The organism is Vibrio sp. MACH09 (genome assembly GCF_033238805.1).
Taxonomy (GTDB): domain Bacteria; phylum Pseudomonadota; class Gammaproteobacteria; order Enterobacterales; family Vibrionaceae; genus Vibrio.
On sequence record NZ_BSFZ01000001.1, the window covers coordinates 2,174,648 to 2,194,238 of the forward strand.

The window sequence follows — 19,591 nt, forward strand, 5'->3', positions numbered from 1 at the left end:
CTCAACCACGATAACGAGTAACAGTTAAATCCAATGCCTCAATGAATTATCAGATAAACGGATGATTCATTGAGGCAACTCTTTTTATTACTTCAACCCAGCCTCTCGCAGTCGTCTGTATAAGGTATTCCTACTGATATTTAATGCCTTTGCCGTTGCAGAAATATTGCCATTTTCCCGCAAATAGACCTGATGCCAGTTAGATTGATTTTCTCTCTCTAACGGTAACGGAAGACCAGAATCCAACGGATGGTTCATCTCATCCGTTTGAGGATAATGAAGATCAAATGAATCATTCGGCAGAAGATTACTGTTATTTCCTGAACCCTGACTTGGCGAAAACCGACTGGTATGTTGCGACTCAGCCACCGTCAATGAAGCACGACTGTTTTCAAAATCACTCAGAAAATCGTCAGGAAGGTGTTGTACCGTTATGGTGTCTGGCTCCGCCATCGCTAAAGCAATTTGAATGACATTCACCATTTGGCGAATATTTCCCGGCCATGGGTGAGAACGAAACATGGACAGCACCTCAATGGAGATGGTCGCTTGGCTATTATCAGAGGCGTACTTATCGAGCAAATACTGTATCAAAACATCTTTATCAGTCCGTTCCCGCAAACTAGGCAGAGTAATGTTTAAACCCGATACTCTGTAAAACAGATCTTGGCGAAACTGCCCAGACGCCACATCTTCTTTTAACTGCCTGTTGGTCGCAGAGACAAGTTTAAAATCAACAGGATAAGAGGTTGTTGAACCTAAAGGGGTCACTTTTCGTTCTTGCAGTACTCTTAACAACCTAGCCTGCACTTTTAGCGGCATATCCCCCAGCTCATCCAAAAACAGAGTGCCTTTATCTGCCTTTCTGATTAAACCAACATAACCTTTATTATGGGCACCGGTAAACGCTCCTTTCTCATAACCAAACAGTTCAGATTCAACAAGCTCAGACGGGATTGCCGCGCAATTTACCGCAATGAGAGCAGCGTCTCGCCGTTCACTTGCAAGATGCAACGCGTTAACGAACACCTCTTTACCTACCCCTGTTTCGCCATGTATCAATATGGGGATATCGGTATCTAGGATTTTTCTCGCTTGCAATATGGCTTTGGATAATCGCTTATCCCCCATATCTAAACGTTGAAGATCCAAAACTTGTTGCTTTTCATTAGACGCCTTCGGTTTCGTGCCTTTTCGAAAGTCCAATAATCTGCCTTTAGGAATAGAAGGAGGAATAACAATGCCATGAAATTTAAACTGCTGACGACATGAAAAGGTCAAAGGCGTATACGCTGGATGCGATAAAAGTTGCGACAGTTTCACATCAAACAGTTGTTCAATGCTCTGTAAGCCCAAGTCGCCACCGAGTACCACTTCTGCCCGGCGATTGGCCGATATCACCATCCCTTTCTCGTCAAATACAAGCAGAGAAGACCATTGACTATCAATATTGTCAGCACTGGTGTTAAACCAAAATAGGAAATGTTCTGTATGAAATTGAGAGACAATTAACTGGTTTTCAATCGCTTGTGACATCAATTTTACCATTCCTAGAGTATGTGCCGTTGGAATGTAGGCATCACTAGAAATGGACAGAACACCCGTCATACGGCGCTCGGCATCAAACAATGGAGCAGCAGAGCCGGTCATAAATCGATTGGACAACAAAAAGTGTTCATCATGGAACACCTGAACAATGGAGCCTGTTTCGAGAGCGGTTCCTATTGCATTGGTTCCCAGAAGAGACTCTTTCCAGTGAACACCATGACCAAACACTCTTTGACTCTGTTTATTTTTGCTCCAATGATCACCCCAAGAATTGAGCAACTGGCCGTTAGTGTCTGCAAGCATCACAATACAATTGCTGTTAGACAACAAGTTGTCATAAAAAGGCAGCACCTTCTGTTGAGTGGCACTGACCAAGCCGTGATTTTCATCAAGAACATGATTAAGTTCATTGCTGGTGTTGATCTCAATGATAGGCTCGCTGCTGTGGGTTAAGCCGGCTTCTCGGCAACGCTGCCACGACTCACGAATAATGGATTGTCGTTCCGATTTCATACTGTTTTTTACTCTCTGTACAGCAACACAGTCGCTTCTTATACCCAAAAAACCACTATGTTCGTTTACATACACTGTTCCGCTATTGTTCAGTCACCGTAACACCAAATGAACACAATGAACACATTTATGTAACATACTAGATTATTAACTCAACTCTAAGTTATTGACTTATAGAAGACCTCTATTTCGAAATAATTAAATAAACCCTTTAATATCATATTGATATCAAATAATGTTGCAATTTTGTTAATCTAAATCATTTTTTGGCACGACTTTAGCAATAACGAACATTAGCGAAAATAAATATGTTCGAAGTAAGGAGAACTAAGTGTCATTAACACTGGAGCAGGTATGCAAATCGTTTGACGGTGAGGATCATATTATTGATGCCAACCTGGTATTCGAACCGGGATCGTTTAATGTTCTTCTCGGCCGAACGTTGGCAGGAAAAACATCCTTGATGCGTTTGATCGCTGGACTCGATAGACCAACATCAGGTCGCATCTTAGTGAATGGAACCGATGTAACCACCACACCCGTTAGAGAGCGAAATATCTCTATGGTGTATCAGCAATTTATCAATTATCCAAACTTATCGGTGTTTGAGAATATCGCCTCACCATTAAGACTGGCGGGTATGTCTGATAGCGACATTAAAGAGCGCGTTCACTCAACGGCTGAAATGTTAAGAATTACCGACTATCTCACTAGAAACCCATTAGAGCTCTCTGGGGGACAGCAGCAGCGTACCGCTATGGCGAGAGCGCTTGTTAAGGATGCAGAGATAATCTTATTTGATGAGCCGTTAGTTAACTTGGACTACAAGTTACGTGAAGAGCTTCGCCAAGAAATGCGCGAACTATTTAAAACACGCCATACCATCGCTATATACGCCACGACCGAACCTAATGAAGCCTTAGCCTTAGGTGGCACAACCACGATTCTGCATGAAGGTAGAGTGATTCAGTCTGGTGAAACCACCGCGGTATACCATCAACCCAATACCGTCATTTCAGCCAGCTTGTTCAGCGAACCACCGATTAACTTGATGAAAGGTGAGGTCACGGATGCGGAAGTCAGTTTCGACCAAGATGCTCACTTCCCTCTCAATCAGTCACTCAAGCACCTTGAAAAAGGCAGCTACATATTTGGTATACGACCAAGCCACCTCAGCTTGTTACCCAAAAATGATGATGATGTAGAACTCACCGTGACTGTTGAGGTTGCCGAAATTAGTGGTTCAGAAACCTTTTTACACCTAAGAAATAAGCACTTTGAACTGGTCCTGCATATACCTGGTGTTCATCGCTACAACGTGGATGAAGTTATCAAAATATATATCCCTATTCATAAGTTTTATGTTTTTGGCATGGATGAAAAACTGCTCCATGCCCCTAGTCCAATTTTAAGAGGGTAATCCGGTATGGTTCAGATCACGCTGAATTCGCTTGCTCATACATACGATAAAGCACCTAACGACGAGTCCATCTATGCCATTAAAGAGATGACTCACACATGGGAACAAGGGGGAGCTTTTGCCCTATTAGGGCCGTCAGGCTGCGGAAAATCCACGCTGCTTAACATTATCTCCGGCCTGATGAGTCCTTCAAATGGCGAGGTTTTGTTTGACGGTAAAAAAGTAAACCACCTTCCTCCTCAAGAACGCAATATTGCTCAGGTTTTTCAGTTTCCGGTGATATACGACACGATGACGGTTTATGACAATTTGGCCTTCCCTCTAAGAAATATGAAGGTTAACAAAGACAAAATTCACACTAAAGTCACCGACATTGCCAATATCTTAGAACTTACGCCAGTACTGACAAAAAAAGCGCAGTACCTTACCGCAGATGAAAAACAGAAAGTATCGATGGGAAGAGGTCTGGTTCGAGATGATGTTTCTGCCATCCTCTTTGATGAGCCATTAACCGTCATAGACCCACAATTAAAATGGAAACTAAGACGCAAGCTTAAGCAGATCCACCAGCAGTTCAATATCACGATGGTTTACGTGACTCATGATCAGCTTGAGGCTTCCACCTTTGCCGACAAAATCGCCGTTATGTACAACGGCCAAATCGTGCAGTTCGGCACACCGCGAGAACTTTTTGAACGTCCAAACCACACTTTTGTCGGCTACTTTATAGGCAGCCCGGGCATGAACCTTATTGACGTAACGGCAACAGAACATGGCGTTGCATTTGATGAGATAGAATTGCCATTGGCTCCTCAGCTCAGAGAGGTACTCGCCAAAAGTCACAGCCAAAACCTAAAAATAGGCATTCGCCCGGAATTTGTTCATGTATGGGAGCAACCCAACGCATCGGCAATGAAGGCCTTGGTCTCCCATGTGGAAGATTTGGGAACCTACAAAATTCTCTCTCTAACTCTTGGTCAGCAGCAAATAAAAGTGCGGTTACAAGAAGATCAGCCGGTTCCTCAAGGTCATGCCTATATCAGCTTTCCAGAGCAGTGGACCATGTTGTATCTCAATGATTACTTAGTTTCCACGGGAGAAGAACATGAATAAAGTCGTCAACAACAAGGCGTGGTTTCTGGTATTACCGGTATTTTTGCTGGTTGCGTTCAGCGCCATCGTGCCGCTAATGACCGTTGTTAACTATTCCATTCAGGACATTTTTGACGCTGATACAGCTTATTTTGTCGGCACGGAATGGTACAAAGAGATGCTTAATGATGAACGTTTGCAAGGTGCATTATTACGCCAGTTCGGTTTTTCATTTGCCGTACTATTGATTGAAGTACCGCTGGGCATCGCCGTTGCGTTAACCATGCCGACCAAAGGCAAATGGTCTGCATTTTGTCTCATCGTTCTTGCGGTTCCGCTACTTATTCCTCTTAACGTAGTCGGCACTATCTGGCAGATTTTTGGCCGTGCAGATATTGGCTTATTTGGTTGGGCGTTGAATTCTATCGGCATTGACTACAACTATGCGGGCAACCCTATTGATGCATGGCTAACGGTCTTGTTAGTGGATATCTGGCACTGGACATCTCTTATTGCGCTTCTGTGTTACTCAGGTCTTCGCGCTATTCCGGATGCATATTATCAAGCCGCCAATATCGACCGAGCGTCCACATGGTCAATCATTCGCTATATTCAGTTGCCTAAGCTAAAAAATGTGCTGCTTATCGGTGTGCTTATCCGTTTCATGGACAGCTTTATGATCTACACCGAACCGTTCGTACTTACCGGAGGAGGCCCCGGAAACTCAACCACCTTCCTCAGTCAGGCACTAACAAAAATGGCGATTGGTCAGTTCGACATTGGCCCCGCAGCCGCTTTTTCTATCATCTATTTTCTTATCATTTTATTGGTCAGCTGGGCTTTCTATACCGCAATGACCCACAGCGAAAATAAGTAAGAGGCGCAATTATGACCAAATCTAAATATACCCGACACTTACAGATATTCGGCTTAGCCCTTTATATTATCTGTTTAATGTTGCCGATTTATTGGCTGCTAAACATGTCGTTTAAAGAGAACCAAGAGATATTAGGTGGCTTGAGTTTCCTACCTAACACTTGGACTCTGGATAACTACCGAACCATATTTTCTGATCCTTCTTGGTATATGGGGTATGTCAACTCCATCATCTACGTGGTGATGAACATGTGCATCACCCTGCTTGTGGCCTTACCTGCGGCTTATGCGTTTTCACGTTACCGTTTTGTTGGTGATAAGCATCTGTTTTTCTGGCTGCTAACCAACAGAATGGCTCCTCCCGCGGTGTTTTTGCTGCCCTTCTTCCAGCTTTACTCATCAGTGGGGCTGTTCGACACACACATTGCGGTCGCTTTAGCACACTGTCTGTTTAATGTGCCATTGGCGGTATGGATTCTGGAAGGCTTTATGTCAGGCGTGCCACGGGAGATCGATGAAACCGCCTATATTGATGGCTACAGTTTTCCTAAGTTCTTTGTGAAGATTTTCTTACCCATGATCCGTTCAGGCATTGGCGTGTCGGCATTCTTCTGCTTTATGTTCAGCTGGGTAGAACTGCTACTGGCACGAACATTAACGTCCGTAGACGCAAAACCAATCTCAGCCGTGATGACTCGAACCGTCAGTGCCTCCGGTATTGATTGGGGAGTTCTTGCCGCCGCAGGTGTGCTAACGATTCTGCCGGGCATATTGGTTATATGGTTTGTTCGTAATCACGTGGCAAAAGGATTCGCGCTAGGTCGCGTATAAGGAGAACAGTATGAGTTGGATGGCTTGGACCACCCCATCAGCACTATTTTTTACAGGTATCGCTTTGATTCTTATCACTATGACGGTACTTGAAATCAAATTTCCATGCGTAGAGCGCAAAGGCTTTTTGCCTATTACCACTACGCGAGGTGATCGCTTATTTATCGGTTTACTTAGTTCGGCATTTATTCATTTGGGTTTTGTGGGATTAAGCGAAATGAGCATCTGGGTGCCGTTTACAGTTTCTGTAATTTGGCTGTGTACCGTACTTAAGTGGGGATAACAAAAACGTAATACCAATAACGTAGAACGACACCTACCGTCAGCTTGGTTGCTTTCGGTAGGAAACATACTCATAACAGGAGTTTAAATAACAATGCAAACGGATATGAAAAAATCTTACCTAGGACGCTGCTTGTCTATCGCTATCGCAATGGCCGCACTGTCACCAAATGCTTATGCTGATATGTCGGCAGCAAAAAAATGGCTGGATTCAGAGTTTACTCCATCAACATTATCTAACTCTGAGCAGCAACAAGAGATGCAATGGTTCATCGATGCCGCTAAACCTTTCCAAGGAATGGAAATAAATGTCGCCTCCGAAACCATCACTACGCATGAGTACGAAGCCAAAACATTAGCAAAAGCCTTTTATGAAATTACAGGTATTAAGGTCAATCATGACCTGATCCAAGAAGGTGATGTTGTTGAAAAACTGCAAACACAAATGCAGACAGGCCGTAATATTTACGATGCCTATATCAATGACTCCGATCTTATTGGTACACACTTCCGTTACGGAAAAGTCGTGCCAATCAGTGATTTTATCAAAGGAGACGGTAAAGAAGTCACCAACCCAATGTTAGATCTTCCTGATTTTATTGGTTTAGACTTTACCACCGGTCCGGATGGCAAGATTTATCAATTACCTGATCAACAATTTGCTAACTTATATTGGTTCCGTGCAGATTGGTTTGAACGTGAGGATCTTAAAGCGAAATTCAAACAAGCTTACGGTTATGAGTTAGGTGTACCACTAAACTGGTCTGCGTATGAAGATATTGCTGAGTTCTTTACCGACAAAGTAAAAATGATTGATGGTAAACCAGTCTATGGTCACATGGATTACGGTAAGAAAGACCCCTCTTTAGGCTGGCGTTTTACTGACTCATGGTTCTCTATGGCTGGCGCAGGTGATAAAGGAATACCTAATGGCTTACCTGTTGATGAATGGGGCATCCGCATTGAAGGCTGTCAACCTGCTGGTTCTAGCGTTTCACGCGGGGGAGCAACCAATGGACCTGCTGCTGTTTACGCCACAACCAAATATGTTGACTGGCTCAAACAGTATGCGCCACCTGAAGCACAAGGCATGACGTTTGGTGAAGCTGGCCCTGTTCCTGCACAAGGTTCCATTGCTCAACAGATTTTCTGGTACACCGCGTTTACAGCCGATATGACCAAACCGGGATTACCTGTAGTGAATGAAGATGGTACGCCAAAATGGCGTATGGCTCCATCACCAAGAGGTCCATACTGGGAAGATGGTATGAAACTGGGTTATCAAGATGCGGGCTCTTGGACCTTCTTAGACAGCACACCTCTAGACCGTCGTAAAGCAGCATGGCTCTATGCTCAGTTTGTTGTATCAAAATCGGTTAGTTTGAAGAAAACTCTGGTTGGCTTAACACCAATTCGTGAGTCAGACATCAACTCTCAGGCGATGACCGATATTGCTCCAAAACTGGGTGGCTTAGTTGAGTTTTACCGTAGCGATGCACGTAAACAGTGGACTCCTACAGGAACCAATGTGCCAGACTATCCAAAACTTGCTCAACTTTGGTGGCAATATGTATCTGAAGCGGCGAGTGGAGAGAAAACACCTCAGCAAGCTTTAGATGGATTAGCGAAAGCGCAAGATAAAGTATTGCGCCGCCTAGAACGCAGTGGGGCTCAAGGAGAGTGTGGTCCTAAACTTAACCCTGAGAAAGGGGCTGAGTACTGGCTATCACAACCTGGTTCGCCTAAAGCGAAACTGGCTAACGAGAAACCACAAGGTAAAACAATTGCTTATAAAGATTTAATCGCACAGTAATTGTCAGCCTAAATAAACTAAGTGCCAGACTCTAGCAAAGAGCTGGCACTTTTTTATTAACGCCAAAACGGTTTATTTGCTTCCGCTTTTGCCTGTTCATGTGTAATGCCAACATCTTCAAGCATAAAGTCAGACTGTGCCGCTAAGTGTTTTCGCGTGGACCAGTTTCGCTGCCAGCGTGTTATAAGCGTATAGAAATACTTAACCGTATTCTTTACAAAATATACCGCTCTATATTCAACACTGATTAATGCATGACTCATAACGCTCTCCTTCACTGACTTGATAACGTTATATTGGTCTATACTCTATTTTGCTTCAAACGATAGAAATTGATGGTCAGTTAAGGAAAACTAATGTGAAACAAAGCATGCCTCCGCTACAAAGTTTGTATTACTTTTATTGTGCAGCCAATAAAGGCAGTTTCAAGGATGCGGCAGAAAGCCTGTTCGTCACCCCTGCCGCAGTAAGCCAACAAATACGCCAACTGGAAGAGTGGCTAGGATGCGATCTATTTATACGTCAGCATCGCAATATCACGCTCACCGACGAAGGGGTAAAACTGTTTCACTCAGCGAGTAAAGGCTTTGCCGAAATACAACATGGCGTCAAATCATTGAGCAAAGACCCCTATCCTCACCGTCTTTCTATCTCTACCCACCCTTCTTTTGCCCAACACTGGTTAATGCCGAGACTCAATCACTTCAGAGCGGATAATCCAGAGATCTCCTTGCTGATGGACCCAAGAAATGAGCTGGTTACTTTTGATGATGATTCCGTGGATCTCTGTATTCGATACGGTAAAGGAGATTATAAAAACCTTCAGAGTATCTGGTTAATGGATGAGGAGCTTTACCCTGCTTGTCACCCTAGATACCAACAAGAGCATCATCTATTTCAGATGTCAGATCTTGCTCATGCTAACCTTATCGAAGATGTGTGGCCCGATATGGATTGGAGAAGCTGGCTAAGCAACTTATCTATCGAGAACACCAAGCCAACATTAAAATATAATGGTTCAAGTTATATTCTGGAAGGGGCATTAGCCGGACAAGGCGTAGCACTGGTAAAGCATAGCCTTGCTTATCGCTATATACGGGACGGTCAACTGGTACGGATTGGCCAGCAATCAGCGAAGTCTAACTACAGTTACTATTTATGTGCACCAAAAAGCCACTTTAAACGAGAAAAAGTGGCTATATTTTGTCAATGGTTACAGTCTCAAATTCAACTGTTTACAGAGATTAGCTAGCAAGATTACAAGGCTAACATCTGTTTGCGTACAGTGAAGAAAATCTTACTGGCTTGTAGCAAATTCAATCCAACCACAAGCCAGTTAAGCATTAAGGAAAGACCCATAGTAAAAGAGAGTGATGGCACAAAAAACGACACCGCGATGCTGGCTAAAACCAAAACATATAACCAGTATTGAACACGGCACTGCTTGCGACTAATCAGACGATAATGATCCGGTAGCAGCATCATGGCTGAGGGGTTTTGCATGGCAATAGGTTGCAAATGTAGACTTATTAAAAAAGGGACAATTTTTAATAACATACCTTGCATGATTCCAACGATAAAACCCAAGCCGATGATCAATGCAACCAACACCTCTAACTTAACTTGCCACATCGGTGATGCATACTCCATCGCGATGACAAGTAAACTGGCCAATATCAGGCAGGCAAACCCTGACTGCCAATAATTAACCACAACATCCGGCAGCTTTCTTTTTCTTTGTGCTAAACGAGAAAGAGCAACGGCGGCATAAAGTATGGCAATACTGGCAAGAAACATCGCAAAATAGGTCAGATCATAGGCAAGAAACGTCGCCAATGTCATCGCTACCAATCCAACAACCGTAGATGCCGTTAGGCCAACACGCCACAACCGAGGAAAGACAGGGGTGACATGAAACATGGGGATAACCTGAAAGCTGACCGCCATCATAAGTAACAGCACCCAGCCAAACAAACCTAAACTGGCATGTAGATGAGTAAGACTCTTGCCTACCGTAGGCTGGAAACCCCACAAATAGCTTGATAACAGCAGCAGTCCAACCACCAGCAGTAGGGCTAACGCGGACACCGCCATCAGTATTGGCGTTCTGGTCTGTTGACCACTGGCATTTCGTATTAATACCCACAGAATGGAGACGATAAAATAACCCAAACTCATTGCCAATACGACAAAACTCGCCATCAAGGATATCCAACCTAGAAACCCTGCGCACAGCAACAGTGTTCCGGCGGTTAGCCCTGCATGAATCAACAACAGAGACCATTTACTGGTAGGAATGGGGGCACCACACAACACCGGCATAACCTGATATAGAGAGCCAATCATCACCATTGCCATGACACCGAGAGCAAAAAGATGCGTAATCGCCAGCGAAGCCGGCAACCAGCGACTCAACCAGATCGTACTGCCTTGATCGATAAACAGCAGTGACGCCAGAATGGCGAACAGAGGCGCCGTTAAATAAAAGCGCAGTGGTACGTGCAACTCAGGGATTGCGTCAAAATTAAGTCCTGTCATTCGCATGCAATGCAGTCCTTACATAGTGTTCACACTTAACATCACCTAAATGCCAGATATAGATATGGTGGCAGCTTTCTTGTAACTGCTGATGTTGAAAGGCATATTTTTCACGCAACATATCATAGAGAGGGACGGGTTCGCGTCGATGAAATACATGCAATACCGTTCCCTTAGACATAGTGGCAAGCGTATTACATATCTCTCTCATCGGTTGTGGTGGTTCCAGCTCGCTCACATCAAGATAGGTAACGTTAACCATTATTTATCATTGTCGCATGAAACCGAGGTGTTCTTCATTTGGCCCACAATCTCCGCTCCATTGGCTAAATGGTTGTCTGACATAGGGTAAAGAATCTGCTCTTCTTTCATATTGTGCTGCTGTATTAGCAACATAACACTCTCGATAATCCCCATAGCTCTGTCAGTATCTTGCGTTTGAATGGCCTGCTGCATCTGGTCAAACATCGCTCGAACTTGACTATGTTCTTGACGCATAACCATGGTTGGTCCGCCAGTCATACCGGTTTGCTTCTCAAACTCAGGAAACAAAATATCTTCCTCTAACGCAAAGTGGTGCTGCGTTTCCGCATCAAACTTGTTCCACGCTGCTTCAAAATCCGTCCAATTTGCCTTTGCAAGAGCCCCTTCCGCGTCCACTAAAAGATCATCACAGTTTTTGTGATGCTCAGTCATAAATTCTTGAATGTTCGACATAACTCTCTCTTTACCTTTATCCGAAAAAGTAAATATAGAGGTTATTATTGATAAAATATATACCTTTAAAGGTGTATATCTCTAAGTGATCACACAATATTCCACTCTCAATAGGCGTGGGCTCTGTGACTTGCAGAGCATCAGATCAGTTGATTGTCCGAGTTGGTGCAGGAATACTTCTACGCAAGCGATCCACTTTCCGGTTTCGAGAGAAAAAGGCCTCAACTTCAATCAATACACCAGGGTTGGCTTTGTAATTGTACTCTCTAGGGGCATCAACCTGTGAAGTGATGGCTAGAAACAACCAGTTCTTATACAACTTGTGACGCCAAGTTGCTGATAACCAATAGTTGCCGATCTCATCAGACGCTTTTGGCTCAATATCAATACCAACCGAGTACTCCATTAAATGTTCTCTGTTGATTCGATCAGCTAAGACAACTTGCTGCAACAGCTCCCAGCCATAATCTTCATAAAGATACTGGGCACTAGAGTTAAGGGATAGAATCGTTGAGTGATTGTCATTCACTGGATAGAAAAAATTCAGTTCTGTAAGTGACCCTAAACCAATAGAGTGGTAATAGAATAACTCTTGTCTGAACTGCGTAACCCAGTCGTCGGTTACGTTCTCTACGCGTTGTAACTCGGTACGAACAAACGGGTCGATTGGCCAACGTATTTTGATACCGATATCAAACTTAGTTTTCCAGTGTTTAATTTGGTCCCCTTCTAAACGAACACCACCAATCGCTCCTTCATTAGAAGTGGTTGTCCTCCCCCCTCCTAAATCACGCTGCTTGTTCTCTAACGAATCATAGTCATCTGGGTCGGTATCAAATATTAGGTTCCAGTTCTCTTCTACATGGGGTAAGTCCACTCGCACAGAAACACGCCCCTTTGAGTCAAAATCGCCTCGGTGGGTGTAATTAAAGTTAGTACGGAGGCGTAAATAGCTGCGATTTTCTAACTGCTGCTCATCTTCATCTTTTGCTAAGCCGTGATCAATATAGGTACTAAAGTCATGAACCATGGTGGCGAAGTAGCTTTCTGTTGCATCGGCCCAGTTATCGTCTATTGGCGGGTGCATCTCTTCGATGTAGTCTTGAAGAATAACGGGCATATTGGATAACGAGCTTTTCCCAAACTCAACACCAGAGGCTGGTTGAGCAGAAGCGTAACTGGGTAATAGCAAAACAAACAAGTAGATTGGAATACGCACCACCACATTAAGCAGCCGTATAAATGTGGTCGGCAGCAAAAGCTTTGCGTAACAATAGCGGTTGATGTCCATACTCTTTTGTTTAATAGGCGTCATCTCCTACAACACATTCTTGTGTAATATCCAGTTCCTTCTCAGCATAACCCTAGGGTCTGTTGACCTTTCGCGACTATCATTTTGATTATAGACGAAATCAAAAAAGTAATGCATTACATCGCAATTGGTTAACTGAGAGGCAAGCGACTCAAAAACCGATCTTAACTTGGATAGCCTCAACATGTGGTATAAGGTTAATTAAGGTATATATAGCTTGTAGCAACTATACTTTACAAATGACCTAGCGAAATTTACAGAGCATTAGTGAATAAAAAATATGAAAAAAACAGCAACGAATATTTATCTAAAACTTATGGCGACTATCCTCACTATAGTGCCATTAGCGGCTAACAGCAGCGAATACTCGGTAGGTTTTGGCCCCATCACGCTTGGCGATCTGTCGATTACCTCAAGCTGTGAACAGCAGGTATGCCAATATAAATCACGCGCAAAAGGCTCTTTTCTATTTATTGATGCCGATGTGGAAGAACAAGGCGTATATAAAGTGGAAAGTGATCAAATTGTTCCCGTGTACACAAGCTATGAAGAAGAAATTGGCTCTAACCACCGTTCGTACAGTTATGATTTTCGCACTATGGAGATGAAAAACCGTCTCAAGAACACTCAGGAATCCATGGAAGAAGCCGCTTATCCGTTCACACTATTGCTTCAGCAAGTCACTTTAGACATCCAAAACAATAACTTAAAGAGACAGTACACTTATCTGCTAAAGCAAAAAATAAAACCTGTCGATTTAGGTTATTACGAGACCAAAACAACAGAAGATGGCATTCGCCATTACATCACCGTTGCCAAGAAGAAATCCGATCTAGAATTTGTCCTGCTGCAACAAGGCGGTCAGGTTAAGTTAGAGAAGCTCTACTACGGTAATTTCTGGTTAACGCAAAAGAGGCCGTAAAAACCGCTAACGATCCTGCGAAAAGCGTTCTTGCGAATACACGCACCTCTAACTTTTGGCACTTCTAACTTTGCTAACGCTTTAGTTCACGTACAAGTCAAACAAGCTACTAAAACGATTCATTATAAATCACCGGCAATTTACTGTGCCACTTATCCCATATGCGAGGAGTCGTAACCAGCTCTGCTATAAAATGGGCCACGTTTATACGGCTTGTTTTTTGTGAATCAAAAATAGGGTCATGCTGCGGCGAAGCATGTAGGTGGTATGGTGTAACCTGAGTATGGTCAACCAAGCTGTCAGGGCGTACTGCTGCCCACTCAATAAACTTAGAAAGCTGTTTATGCTGAGCTTGTAAAAACAGCGCGGCTTGTTCATTGTCAACATGAGGAGGTAAAGTGACTCTCAACAGTGAGACTATCGCTCTATGGGCCATGGACACTTTTTCTCCCTCAACTTGATTCTGAAACCCTGTGGTGCTCATTAATACCAGTTTTATCGGTGTTGCTGGTTGGATAGCATTGATTGATCGGTACACACGTTTTATCGCGTCTGTCACCAGACGCCGAGGCTGACCGAATATTCCCTTAAAGGTTAAATTATGCCCCAAGCATGACACTACAGCCTCACATCCTTGTACTTGCTCTATCATTTGCTGATCGGTCAGATCCAGTACACTCGCATATGTCACTTCAACCAGATCGCTATCTGTAATCATCGACGATAGATCTTTGGATGAACGAACGATGATTCTTACCCGCTGCCGTCTCTTAATTAACTGCTCTACAACCAAACGACCCGTCGCCCCTGAAGCACCTAGCACCAATATCCTCATAACTTCTCCTTGCTTGAACTCAATTACCAAGTAGTATGCCTATGTATTAATGGTCAGTTAACTGCCAATTATCGCATGGAGCTATACAAAAACGTATGAACTGGAATTCTGTTTGTTTTGATTGGAATCGCACACGAGCCTTTTTGGTAACAGCGCAAGAAGGGTCTTTATCGGCAGCCGCGAAAGCTTTAAACATGACCCAACCAACACTCAGCCGGCAAGTGGCCGCTTTAGAGAAAGAGCTGGGAATTTCACTATTTGACAGAATAGGACAAAAGCTTGTGCTCACTGCTGGAGGAGTCGAGCTGCTAGAAGTTGCAAGACGAATGGGTGACGCCGCAAGTGACTTCTCTTTGGTTGCCAATGGTCAGTCGCAAATGCTCGAAGGGACAGTTGTTATCTCCGCCTGTGAGCTGGATGCCGTGTTTCGCCTACCCAAAATTATCGCCAAGTTGCGAAAAAAAGAGCCCGGAATCTCAATTGAGGTTGTGGTGACAAATAACGTAAGCGACCTCAAACGCAGAGAAGCGGATATAGCAATTCGAAGTTTCCACCCCACTCAACCTGACCTTATTGCCAGAAAACTAGGCGATGAAGTGGTTTGGCTGTATGGCACAAAAGAGTATTTGCAACCTTTCTCAACCGTAAAAACCTTGGCTGATGCTGAAGATTTGCAAGTGATTGGCTTTAGCAATAACAGCGCTATTATTGAAAAACTAAACCAGCAAGGTGGCCAGTTAACAGAAGACAACATTAAAGTGACCTCTGAATGTCAGTTGATGCAGCTAAATCTCTGTAAAGAAAGTCTTGGCCTTATCTATCTAACACAAGATATTGGAGATGCGGACAATCAGCTAGTACGAGCCTTTGAGCACTTGGTACGGCCTATTCATTTACCTGTCTGGATAGTTTGTCATCAAGAACTGCGCACCAACCTTCGAATTCGCCGAGTTTTCGACTTCGTTGCAGATGAACTTAAACAGTACTTGGCAGAAGCAACCGGCTAACATGGTCACCGATATCGCAGGCAACAAAACTCAGCAATATTCCACCTCCAGACATCAACGGGCTTTGTAAGAGTATACCGCGGTCGCACAGCGACCCGCCTTTGAATACTCTAGTGAATCACAGAGCTCGCTTACAATGGCTATCCCCCTTCCACATACCTGGTTATTTGAGATGTCAGGTATTAGATTGCTATGCTCAAACCCTCTACCGTTGTGCTCAACGACCAACACAAAGTGCTTTTTATCTGAGTCATGCTTGGCATTAAACGTTAACCACTTTTCATCACTTAATTGGTTCAGTTTTTCCTGACGCTGTTGAAAATACAGATAAAAACCATCTTCTTCTTGTTTCAGGTCGGATTCAAGCTCTAGTAATCCATGATCAATCGCGTTACTAAGCAGTTCAGACAACACGGTACAGATTAGATCTAAATGACTTCCTGCAATGATACCGTTCAAAACTTTTCTGACTTCATTCATCAAAATGACCTCCCTGATCAACGAAGCATCGAAGTGGATTGACAGGTCGCAAGGCAACTGACTTATATGCGCTTCTGCGGCATCGGTTCTTTCCGGACAGCCACTTATCAATGGGAAATCCAAAATTAAAATAGACAGATCATCGTCTACCGATCTGTTCGAATGATTGTGAACAGAGTGGTAAATCTTTGAGATAGTCAGAGATGAACAGCTCAAAACCTCTTCCAGTCTTGCCTCTCCAAACAGTTCACCGTGAGCATTCTTCGCTTCAATAACGCCGTCGGTATAACAGCACAGTTTTTGCTGAGGAAGCACCTGAATGACTTCTATATTCGCTTCAAACTCATTGCTCTTTAAGACGCCAAGAGGCATATGTTTAGATTTAAGTCTGCTCGCTACTGTGCCATCAGCGTTCAGTAAAAATCCATCGGGTAACCCTCCTCCCCAGAATGCGAATTCAAGACCACTGGCCTTAATTTCAAATACGCTGGCAGCCAGCATCATTCCAACCGGAAGAAACCTCTCCATCACCGAGTTAAGCTCAGTTACGATCTCCCCTAATGACAACCCTTTTTTAGCCATGCTAAAGAAATCCCGAGCAGCCGGAAGCGTTGAAATTGCGGCAGGAAGACCATGCCCAGTCGCATCGGCAACCATAATGTAGGCTCCACCATGAGGACGGCAAGCCGCAATGATCAAGTCACCATTAAATAGAGTTGATGGGGTTGATAAATAGTCGACTCCTGAGATGTTCTTTAAATGTAAGTTCATCTCATTTTTTAAGTTTGAAAATATCGAATCCGCAACAGAGTGCTCATATTCAATCAACTCATGAAACTGTTTCAGTTCATCTCTTTGTTGTTTCACCTCGTTGTGCATATGAGATATTCTGAAATGCGCCTGCACCTTAGCTTGAATAACGCTTTTCTCTACCGGCTTAAGTATAAAGTCGTCACCCAGAGATAAGCATTGTTCGAATGATGAGTCGTCATCCAGCGCAGTTAAAAAAATGATAGGAATGTGATGCTGCGGGAACCGTTCTCGGATTTCACACGCCGCAATAAATCCATTCTTAACCGGCATCATCACATCCAATAAAATAACATCCGGTAAAGCAGAAGCGTTCAGTAAAGCATCGATCAACTCTTGCCCATTGGCGTACATCTTAATGTCGCTAGCAATAGGCTTTAACAGCAACCGGCAAAGCTCTCTATTACTAGCTTGATCATCTACAATAATTACATTCATCGAAGGCTCTTAATCAATAATAAACTTCTTATCAAACCTCGATATCATTAGTATTTTCTTTACCTGAGGTAATGGGTTAGTTATACGGATCTCTAAATCCTTTTTTTCCAGATAGTTTTGCATGTTAAGTAGCATCCCTAACCCGGCGCTATCGATATAGTCCACCTTTCGAAAATCAACAGTAAAATCATACTCCTTATACTCTACGTAACTATTTCGAAACTCACTCACCATGTTAAAGCCGAAAGCGCCTTCTGCTGAAATAGTAATATGATTGCCATTTGTATCTACATCTGTTTTTACCATCTTTGTCTATCCCCGAGTTATGGCCGACATACCGCCCAGCCAAAAGTCACCTATAGAAAGCGATAGCAACATCGCAAATGCTATCGACTTATTAATCAGTACCTAACTATTTGGTTGCCAGTGTGAACTCATTTAAGGTGGAAGAAATTCCCTTGGCCATATCGCTCATATCCACGGCAATCTGAGAACTGCTGGTGATTTTTTTATTGGTGTTCTCAAGCAAATTAGTTAAGTAATCCTGTGCTTTTTTAAGCTCATTAATACTCATTGACTGCTGTTCGATCAAAGACGCTATTTCGTTTTGCTGCCCCACCGTTAATTCAATTGAACTGGTAATAAGCTCAATGCTCTGCTCGGTTTCATGGCTGCACCTTTTGCTGTTTTGAACTTCGACCTGAAGTTGCTCTACAGAGTCGACAGATATTTTGACCCGCTCGGTTAATTGGTTAAGCAAGTTACTTATCTCTACGGTGGAGTGATTGGTTTTTTGTGCAAGAACACGCACTTCATCCGCGACAACAGCAAAACCCCGACCTTGTTCACCGGCTCTTGCCGCCTCAATAGCAGCATTGAGCGCCAGTAAGTTGGTCTGCTCAGCTATGGTTTGTATTACGTCAATAATACTGTAGACATGCTCTGCAACCGTGCTCAGTTCTTGAACATTGGCCGATACTTTTTCAGACTCGATTGATGCCAACTCAACGGTTCTAATGTTCTCACTCACTGAGTTTAAACCTTTGCTTGCGCTCTGTTGGCTCTGACTTGCTGATTCAAGGGTTTGTGTCACCGTAAATGACACTTTATCAAAGGTGGCTACCAGCTCATCAGAGATTGCCGAGATCTCTTCGTATTTGCTTTTTTCATCCTGATAACTGCTGTTTACTTCATGGGACAAGGTTTCGACACGAGAAGATAAGTTAGTGATATTTACCGCACTCGTCTTAAGGCCTTTTACAACGGAAGAGAGCGCATGCCTCATGGATTGAACGTTCTTGGCGAGAATACCTAACTCGCTATTGTTAACCAGCATATTTATTTCAGAGCGCTCTTCCAGATCACCTTTACTGGTTGCCAAACTTACATCAACGAGCTTATGAATCGGGTTGGTAATCGTTCTTCCTATTACTGCGGTAACGAGAATACATATCGTGACACCGATTAGAGAGATATAAATAATATCCTGTTTTAGTACCTGTATGTTTTCTCCTGCGTACTGATTATAAATAAGTACTGCGTCATTCATGGAGTTAAGGGTTTCTTGATTGGCAAGCATGAATTGATCGACTTGCGCTTCCGTTGGTTTACTCGTTGAACTGATAAGCGCATTGGCCATCGATTTTTGTCTGTCCCACAACTGCTCTGTTTTACTCACTTGGTTGATAAACAGTTGAGCTTGATTGCTGGGTAACTCTAGCGATTTACTCATGGATATATCTTCGAATGTCTCTCCTCCATTTTTTAGAGCATTCAGAGACAACTCATACAGTTTTCCTGTGTTGTTGTAGTCCAGCGTAGCGTGAACCGAACGGTGACCTTCATAGACTGATAACATGATTTCGCTCGCGTACTTGGTCGTGAGCGTTCGTTGACGAGTAGCGATATTCATTATCGTACTGTCAATTTTGTTTTTTTCTAATGTTAAAATAATATCCGTTGCGATGAGGATAGTGGTTACAGCAAATAGGAACACTATCACCCCCAAACGCCGCGTTACAGAGAGCTTGGAGAGTATACTTTTCATTATTCTACCTATTACATATTAGCCAACTTATTTAACGTAGTTTAGATTTTGAGCAATGACAAACTAACACCTCTATTAACAAAACTATCATTTCAATAAGGTTCTAAATA

General features: G+C 43.4%; 19 protein-coding genes. 9 read left to right on the plus strand and 10 right to left on the minus strand.

Annotated features, from left to right (window positions below; all coding sequences use genetic code 11):
- Positions 1-87: 87 nt before the first annotated feature.
- Positions 88-2,061: a sigma-54-dependent Fis family transcriptional regulator gene (locus CHJ_RS09625; RefSeq protein ID WP_317917558.1), complete on the minus strand. Its 1,974-nt coding sequence runs from the start codon at positions 2,059-2,061 to the stop codon at positions 88-90.
- A 331-nt stretch (positions 2,062-2,392) separates the two neighbouring features.
- Between CHJ_RS09625 and CHJ_RS09630 the strand changes: the two genes are divergently transcribed.
- The 6 genes from CHJ_RS09630 to CHJ_RS09655 all read left to right on the plus strand — a co-directional run bounded on the left by CHJ_RS09630 (position 2,393) and on the right by CHJ_RS09655 (position 8,375).
- Positions 2,393-3,481 (plus strand): ABC transporter ATP-binding protein, encoded by a 1,089-nt coding sequence (locus CHJ_RS09630; protein WP_171753223.1) that lies wholly within the window; start codon positions 2,393-2,395, stop codon positions 3,479-3,481.
- A gap of 6 nt (positions 3,482-3,487) precedes the next feature.
- Entirely contained in the window at positions 3,488-4,594 is a 1,107-nt protein-coding gene (locus CHJ_RS09635; protein ID WP_171753222.1) for an ABC transporter ATP-binding protein, read from the plus strand.
- On the plus strand, positions 4,587-5,450 hold the full coding sequence (locus CHJ_RS09640; protein ID WP_171753221.1) for a carbohydrate ABC transporter permease: 864 nt from the start codon (positions 4,587-4,589) through the stop codon (positions 5,448-5,450). The genes CHJ_RS09635 and CHJ_RS09640 overlap by 8 nt, the downstream gene beginning before the upstream one ends.
- An 11-nt stretch (positions 5,451-5,461) precedes the next feature.
- Complete coding sequence (locus CHJ_RS09645) at positions 5,462-6,280, plus strand: carbohydrate ABC transporter permease (RefSeq protein ID WP_171753220.1); 819 nt, start codon at positions 5,462-5,464, stop codon at positions 6,278-6,280.
- Between the two features lie 10 nt (positions 6,281-6,290).
- Positions 6,291-6,563, plus strand: a complete 273-nt coding sequence (locus tag CHJ_RS09650; RefSeq protein WP_171753219.1) for a DUF2160 domain-containing protein — start codon at positions 6,291-6,293, stop codon at positions 6,561-6,563.
- Between the two features lie 93 nt (positions 6,564-6,656).
- Entirely contained in the window at positions 6,657-8,375 is a 1,719-nt protein-coding gene (locus CHJ_RS09655; protein WP_171753218.1) for an extracellular solute-binding protein, read from the plus strand.
- Positions 8,376-8,431: 56 nt separating this feature from the next.
- On the opposite strand, the gene CHJ_RS09660 is transcribed toward CHJ_RS09655, so the two are convergent.
- Positions 8,432-8,638: a DUF1127 domain-containing protein gene (locus CHJ_RS09660; RefSeq protein ID WP_317917559.1), complete on the minus strand. Its 207-nt coding sequence runs from the start codon at positions 8,636-8,638 to the stop codon at positions 8,432-8,434.
- Between the two features lie 95 nt (positions 8,639-8,733).
- On the opposite strand from CHJ_RS09660, the gene CHJ_RS09665 reads away from it, so the two are divergent.
- Positions 8,734-9,627, plus strand: coding sequence for a LysR substrate-binding domain-containing protein (locus tag CHJ_RS09665; RefSeq protein WP_317917560.1), 894 nt, complete (start codon positions 8,734-8,736; stop codon positions 9,625-9,627).
- Positions 9,628-9,632: 5 nt separating this feature from the next.
- Here the strand turns inward: CHJ_RS09665 and CHJ_RS09670 are convergent, their stop codons facing one another.
- The 4 genes from CHJ_RS09670 to CHJ_RS09685 all read right to left on the minus strand — a co-directional run bounded on the left by CHJ_RS09670 (position 9,633) and on the right by CHJ_RS09685 (position 12,945).
- A complete protein-coding gene (locus CHJ_RS09670; protein ID WP_317917561.1) occupies positions 9,633-10,913 on the minus strand; it encodes a hypothetical protein in 1,281 nt (426 codons plus the stop codon).
- Positions 10,900-11,175: a DUF2249 domain-containing protein gene (locus CHJ_RS09675; RefSeq protein ID WP_171753214.1), complete on the minus strand. Its 276-nt coding sequence runs from the start codon at positions 11,173-11,175 to the stop codon at positions 10,900-10,902. Before CHJ_RS09675 ends, CHJ_RS09670 begins: the two co-directional genes overlap by 14 nt.
- A complete protein-coding gene (locus tag CHJ_RS09680) occupies positions 11,175-11,630 on the minus strand; it encodes a hemerythrin domain-containing protein (RefSeq protein WP_317917562.1) in 456 nt (151 codons plus the stop codon). The genes CHJ_RS09675 and CHJ_RS09680 overlap by 1 nt, the downstream gene beginning before the upstream one ends.
- Positions 11,631-11,775: 145 nt before the next feature.
- Positions 11,776-12,945, minus strand: coding sequence for a hypothetical protein (locus CHJ_RS09685; RefSeq protein ID WP_171753212.1), 1,170 nt, complete (start codon positions 12,943-12,945; stop codon positions 11,776-11,778).
- 277 nt (positions 12,946-13,222) lie between these two features.
- Here CHJ_RS09685 and CHJ_RS09690 point away from each other — a divergent pair, with 277 nt between their 5' ends.
- Positions 13,223-13,864, plus strand: a complete 642-nt coding sequence (locus CHJ_RS09690; RefSeq protein ID WP_317917563.1) for a hypothetical protein — start codon at positions 13,223-13,225, stop codon at positions 13,862-13,864.
- A gap of 109 nt (positions 13,865-13,973) precedes the next feature.
- On the opposite strand, the gene CHJ_RS09695 is transcribed toward CHJ_RS09690, so the two are convergent.
- Positions 13,974-14,699 (minus strand): NAD(P)H-binding protein, encoded by a 726-nt coding sequence (locus CHJ_RS09695; RefSeq protein ID WP_317917564.1) that lies wholly within the window; start codon positions 14,697-14,699, stop codon positions 13,974-13,976.
- Between the two features lie 95 nt (positions 14,700-14,794).
- Here CHJ_RS09695 and CHJ_RS09700 point away from each other — a divergent pair, with 95 nt between their 5' ends.
- Positions 14,795-15,706 (plus strand): LysR family transcriptional regulator, encoded by a 912-nt coding sequence (locus CHJ_RS09700; RefSeq protein WP_317917565.1) that lies wholly within the window; start codon positions 14,795-14,797, stop codon positions 15,704-15,706.
- A 54-nt stretch (positions 15,707-15,760) separates the two neighbouring features.
- Here CHJ_RS09700 and CHJ_RS09705 read toward each other — a convergent pair whose 3' ends face one another.
- The 3 genes from CHJ_RS09705 to CHJ_RS09715 all read right to left on the minus strand — a co-directional run bounded on the left by CHJ_RS09705 (position 15,761) and on the right by CHJ_RS09715 (position 19,481).
- Positions 15,761-17,434 carry a fused response regulator/phosphatase gene (locus tag CHJ_RS09705; protein ID WP_317917566.1) on the minus strand — a complete coding sequence of 558 codons (1,674 nt, stop codon included), beginning with the start codon at positions 17,432-17,434 and terminating at the stop codon, positions 15,761-15,763.
- A 9-nt stretch (positions 17,435-17,443) separates the two neighbouring features.
- On the minus strand, positions 17,444-17,740 hold the full coding sequence (locus CHJ_RS09710) for an STAS domain-containing protein (protein ID WP_171753207.1): 297 nt from the start codon (positions 17,738-17,740) through the stop codon (positions 17,444-17,446).
- 106 nt (positions 17,741-17,846) lie between these two features.
- A complete protein-coding gene (locus CHJ_RS09715; RefSeq protein ID WP_317917567.1) occupies positions 17,847-19,481 on the minus strand; it encodes a methyl-accepting chemotaxis protein in 1,635 nt (544 codons plus the stop codon).
- Between the last annotated feature and the right edge of the window lie 110 nt (positions 19,482-19,591).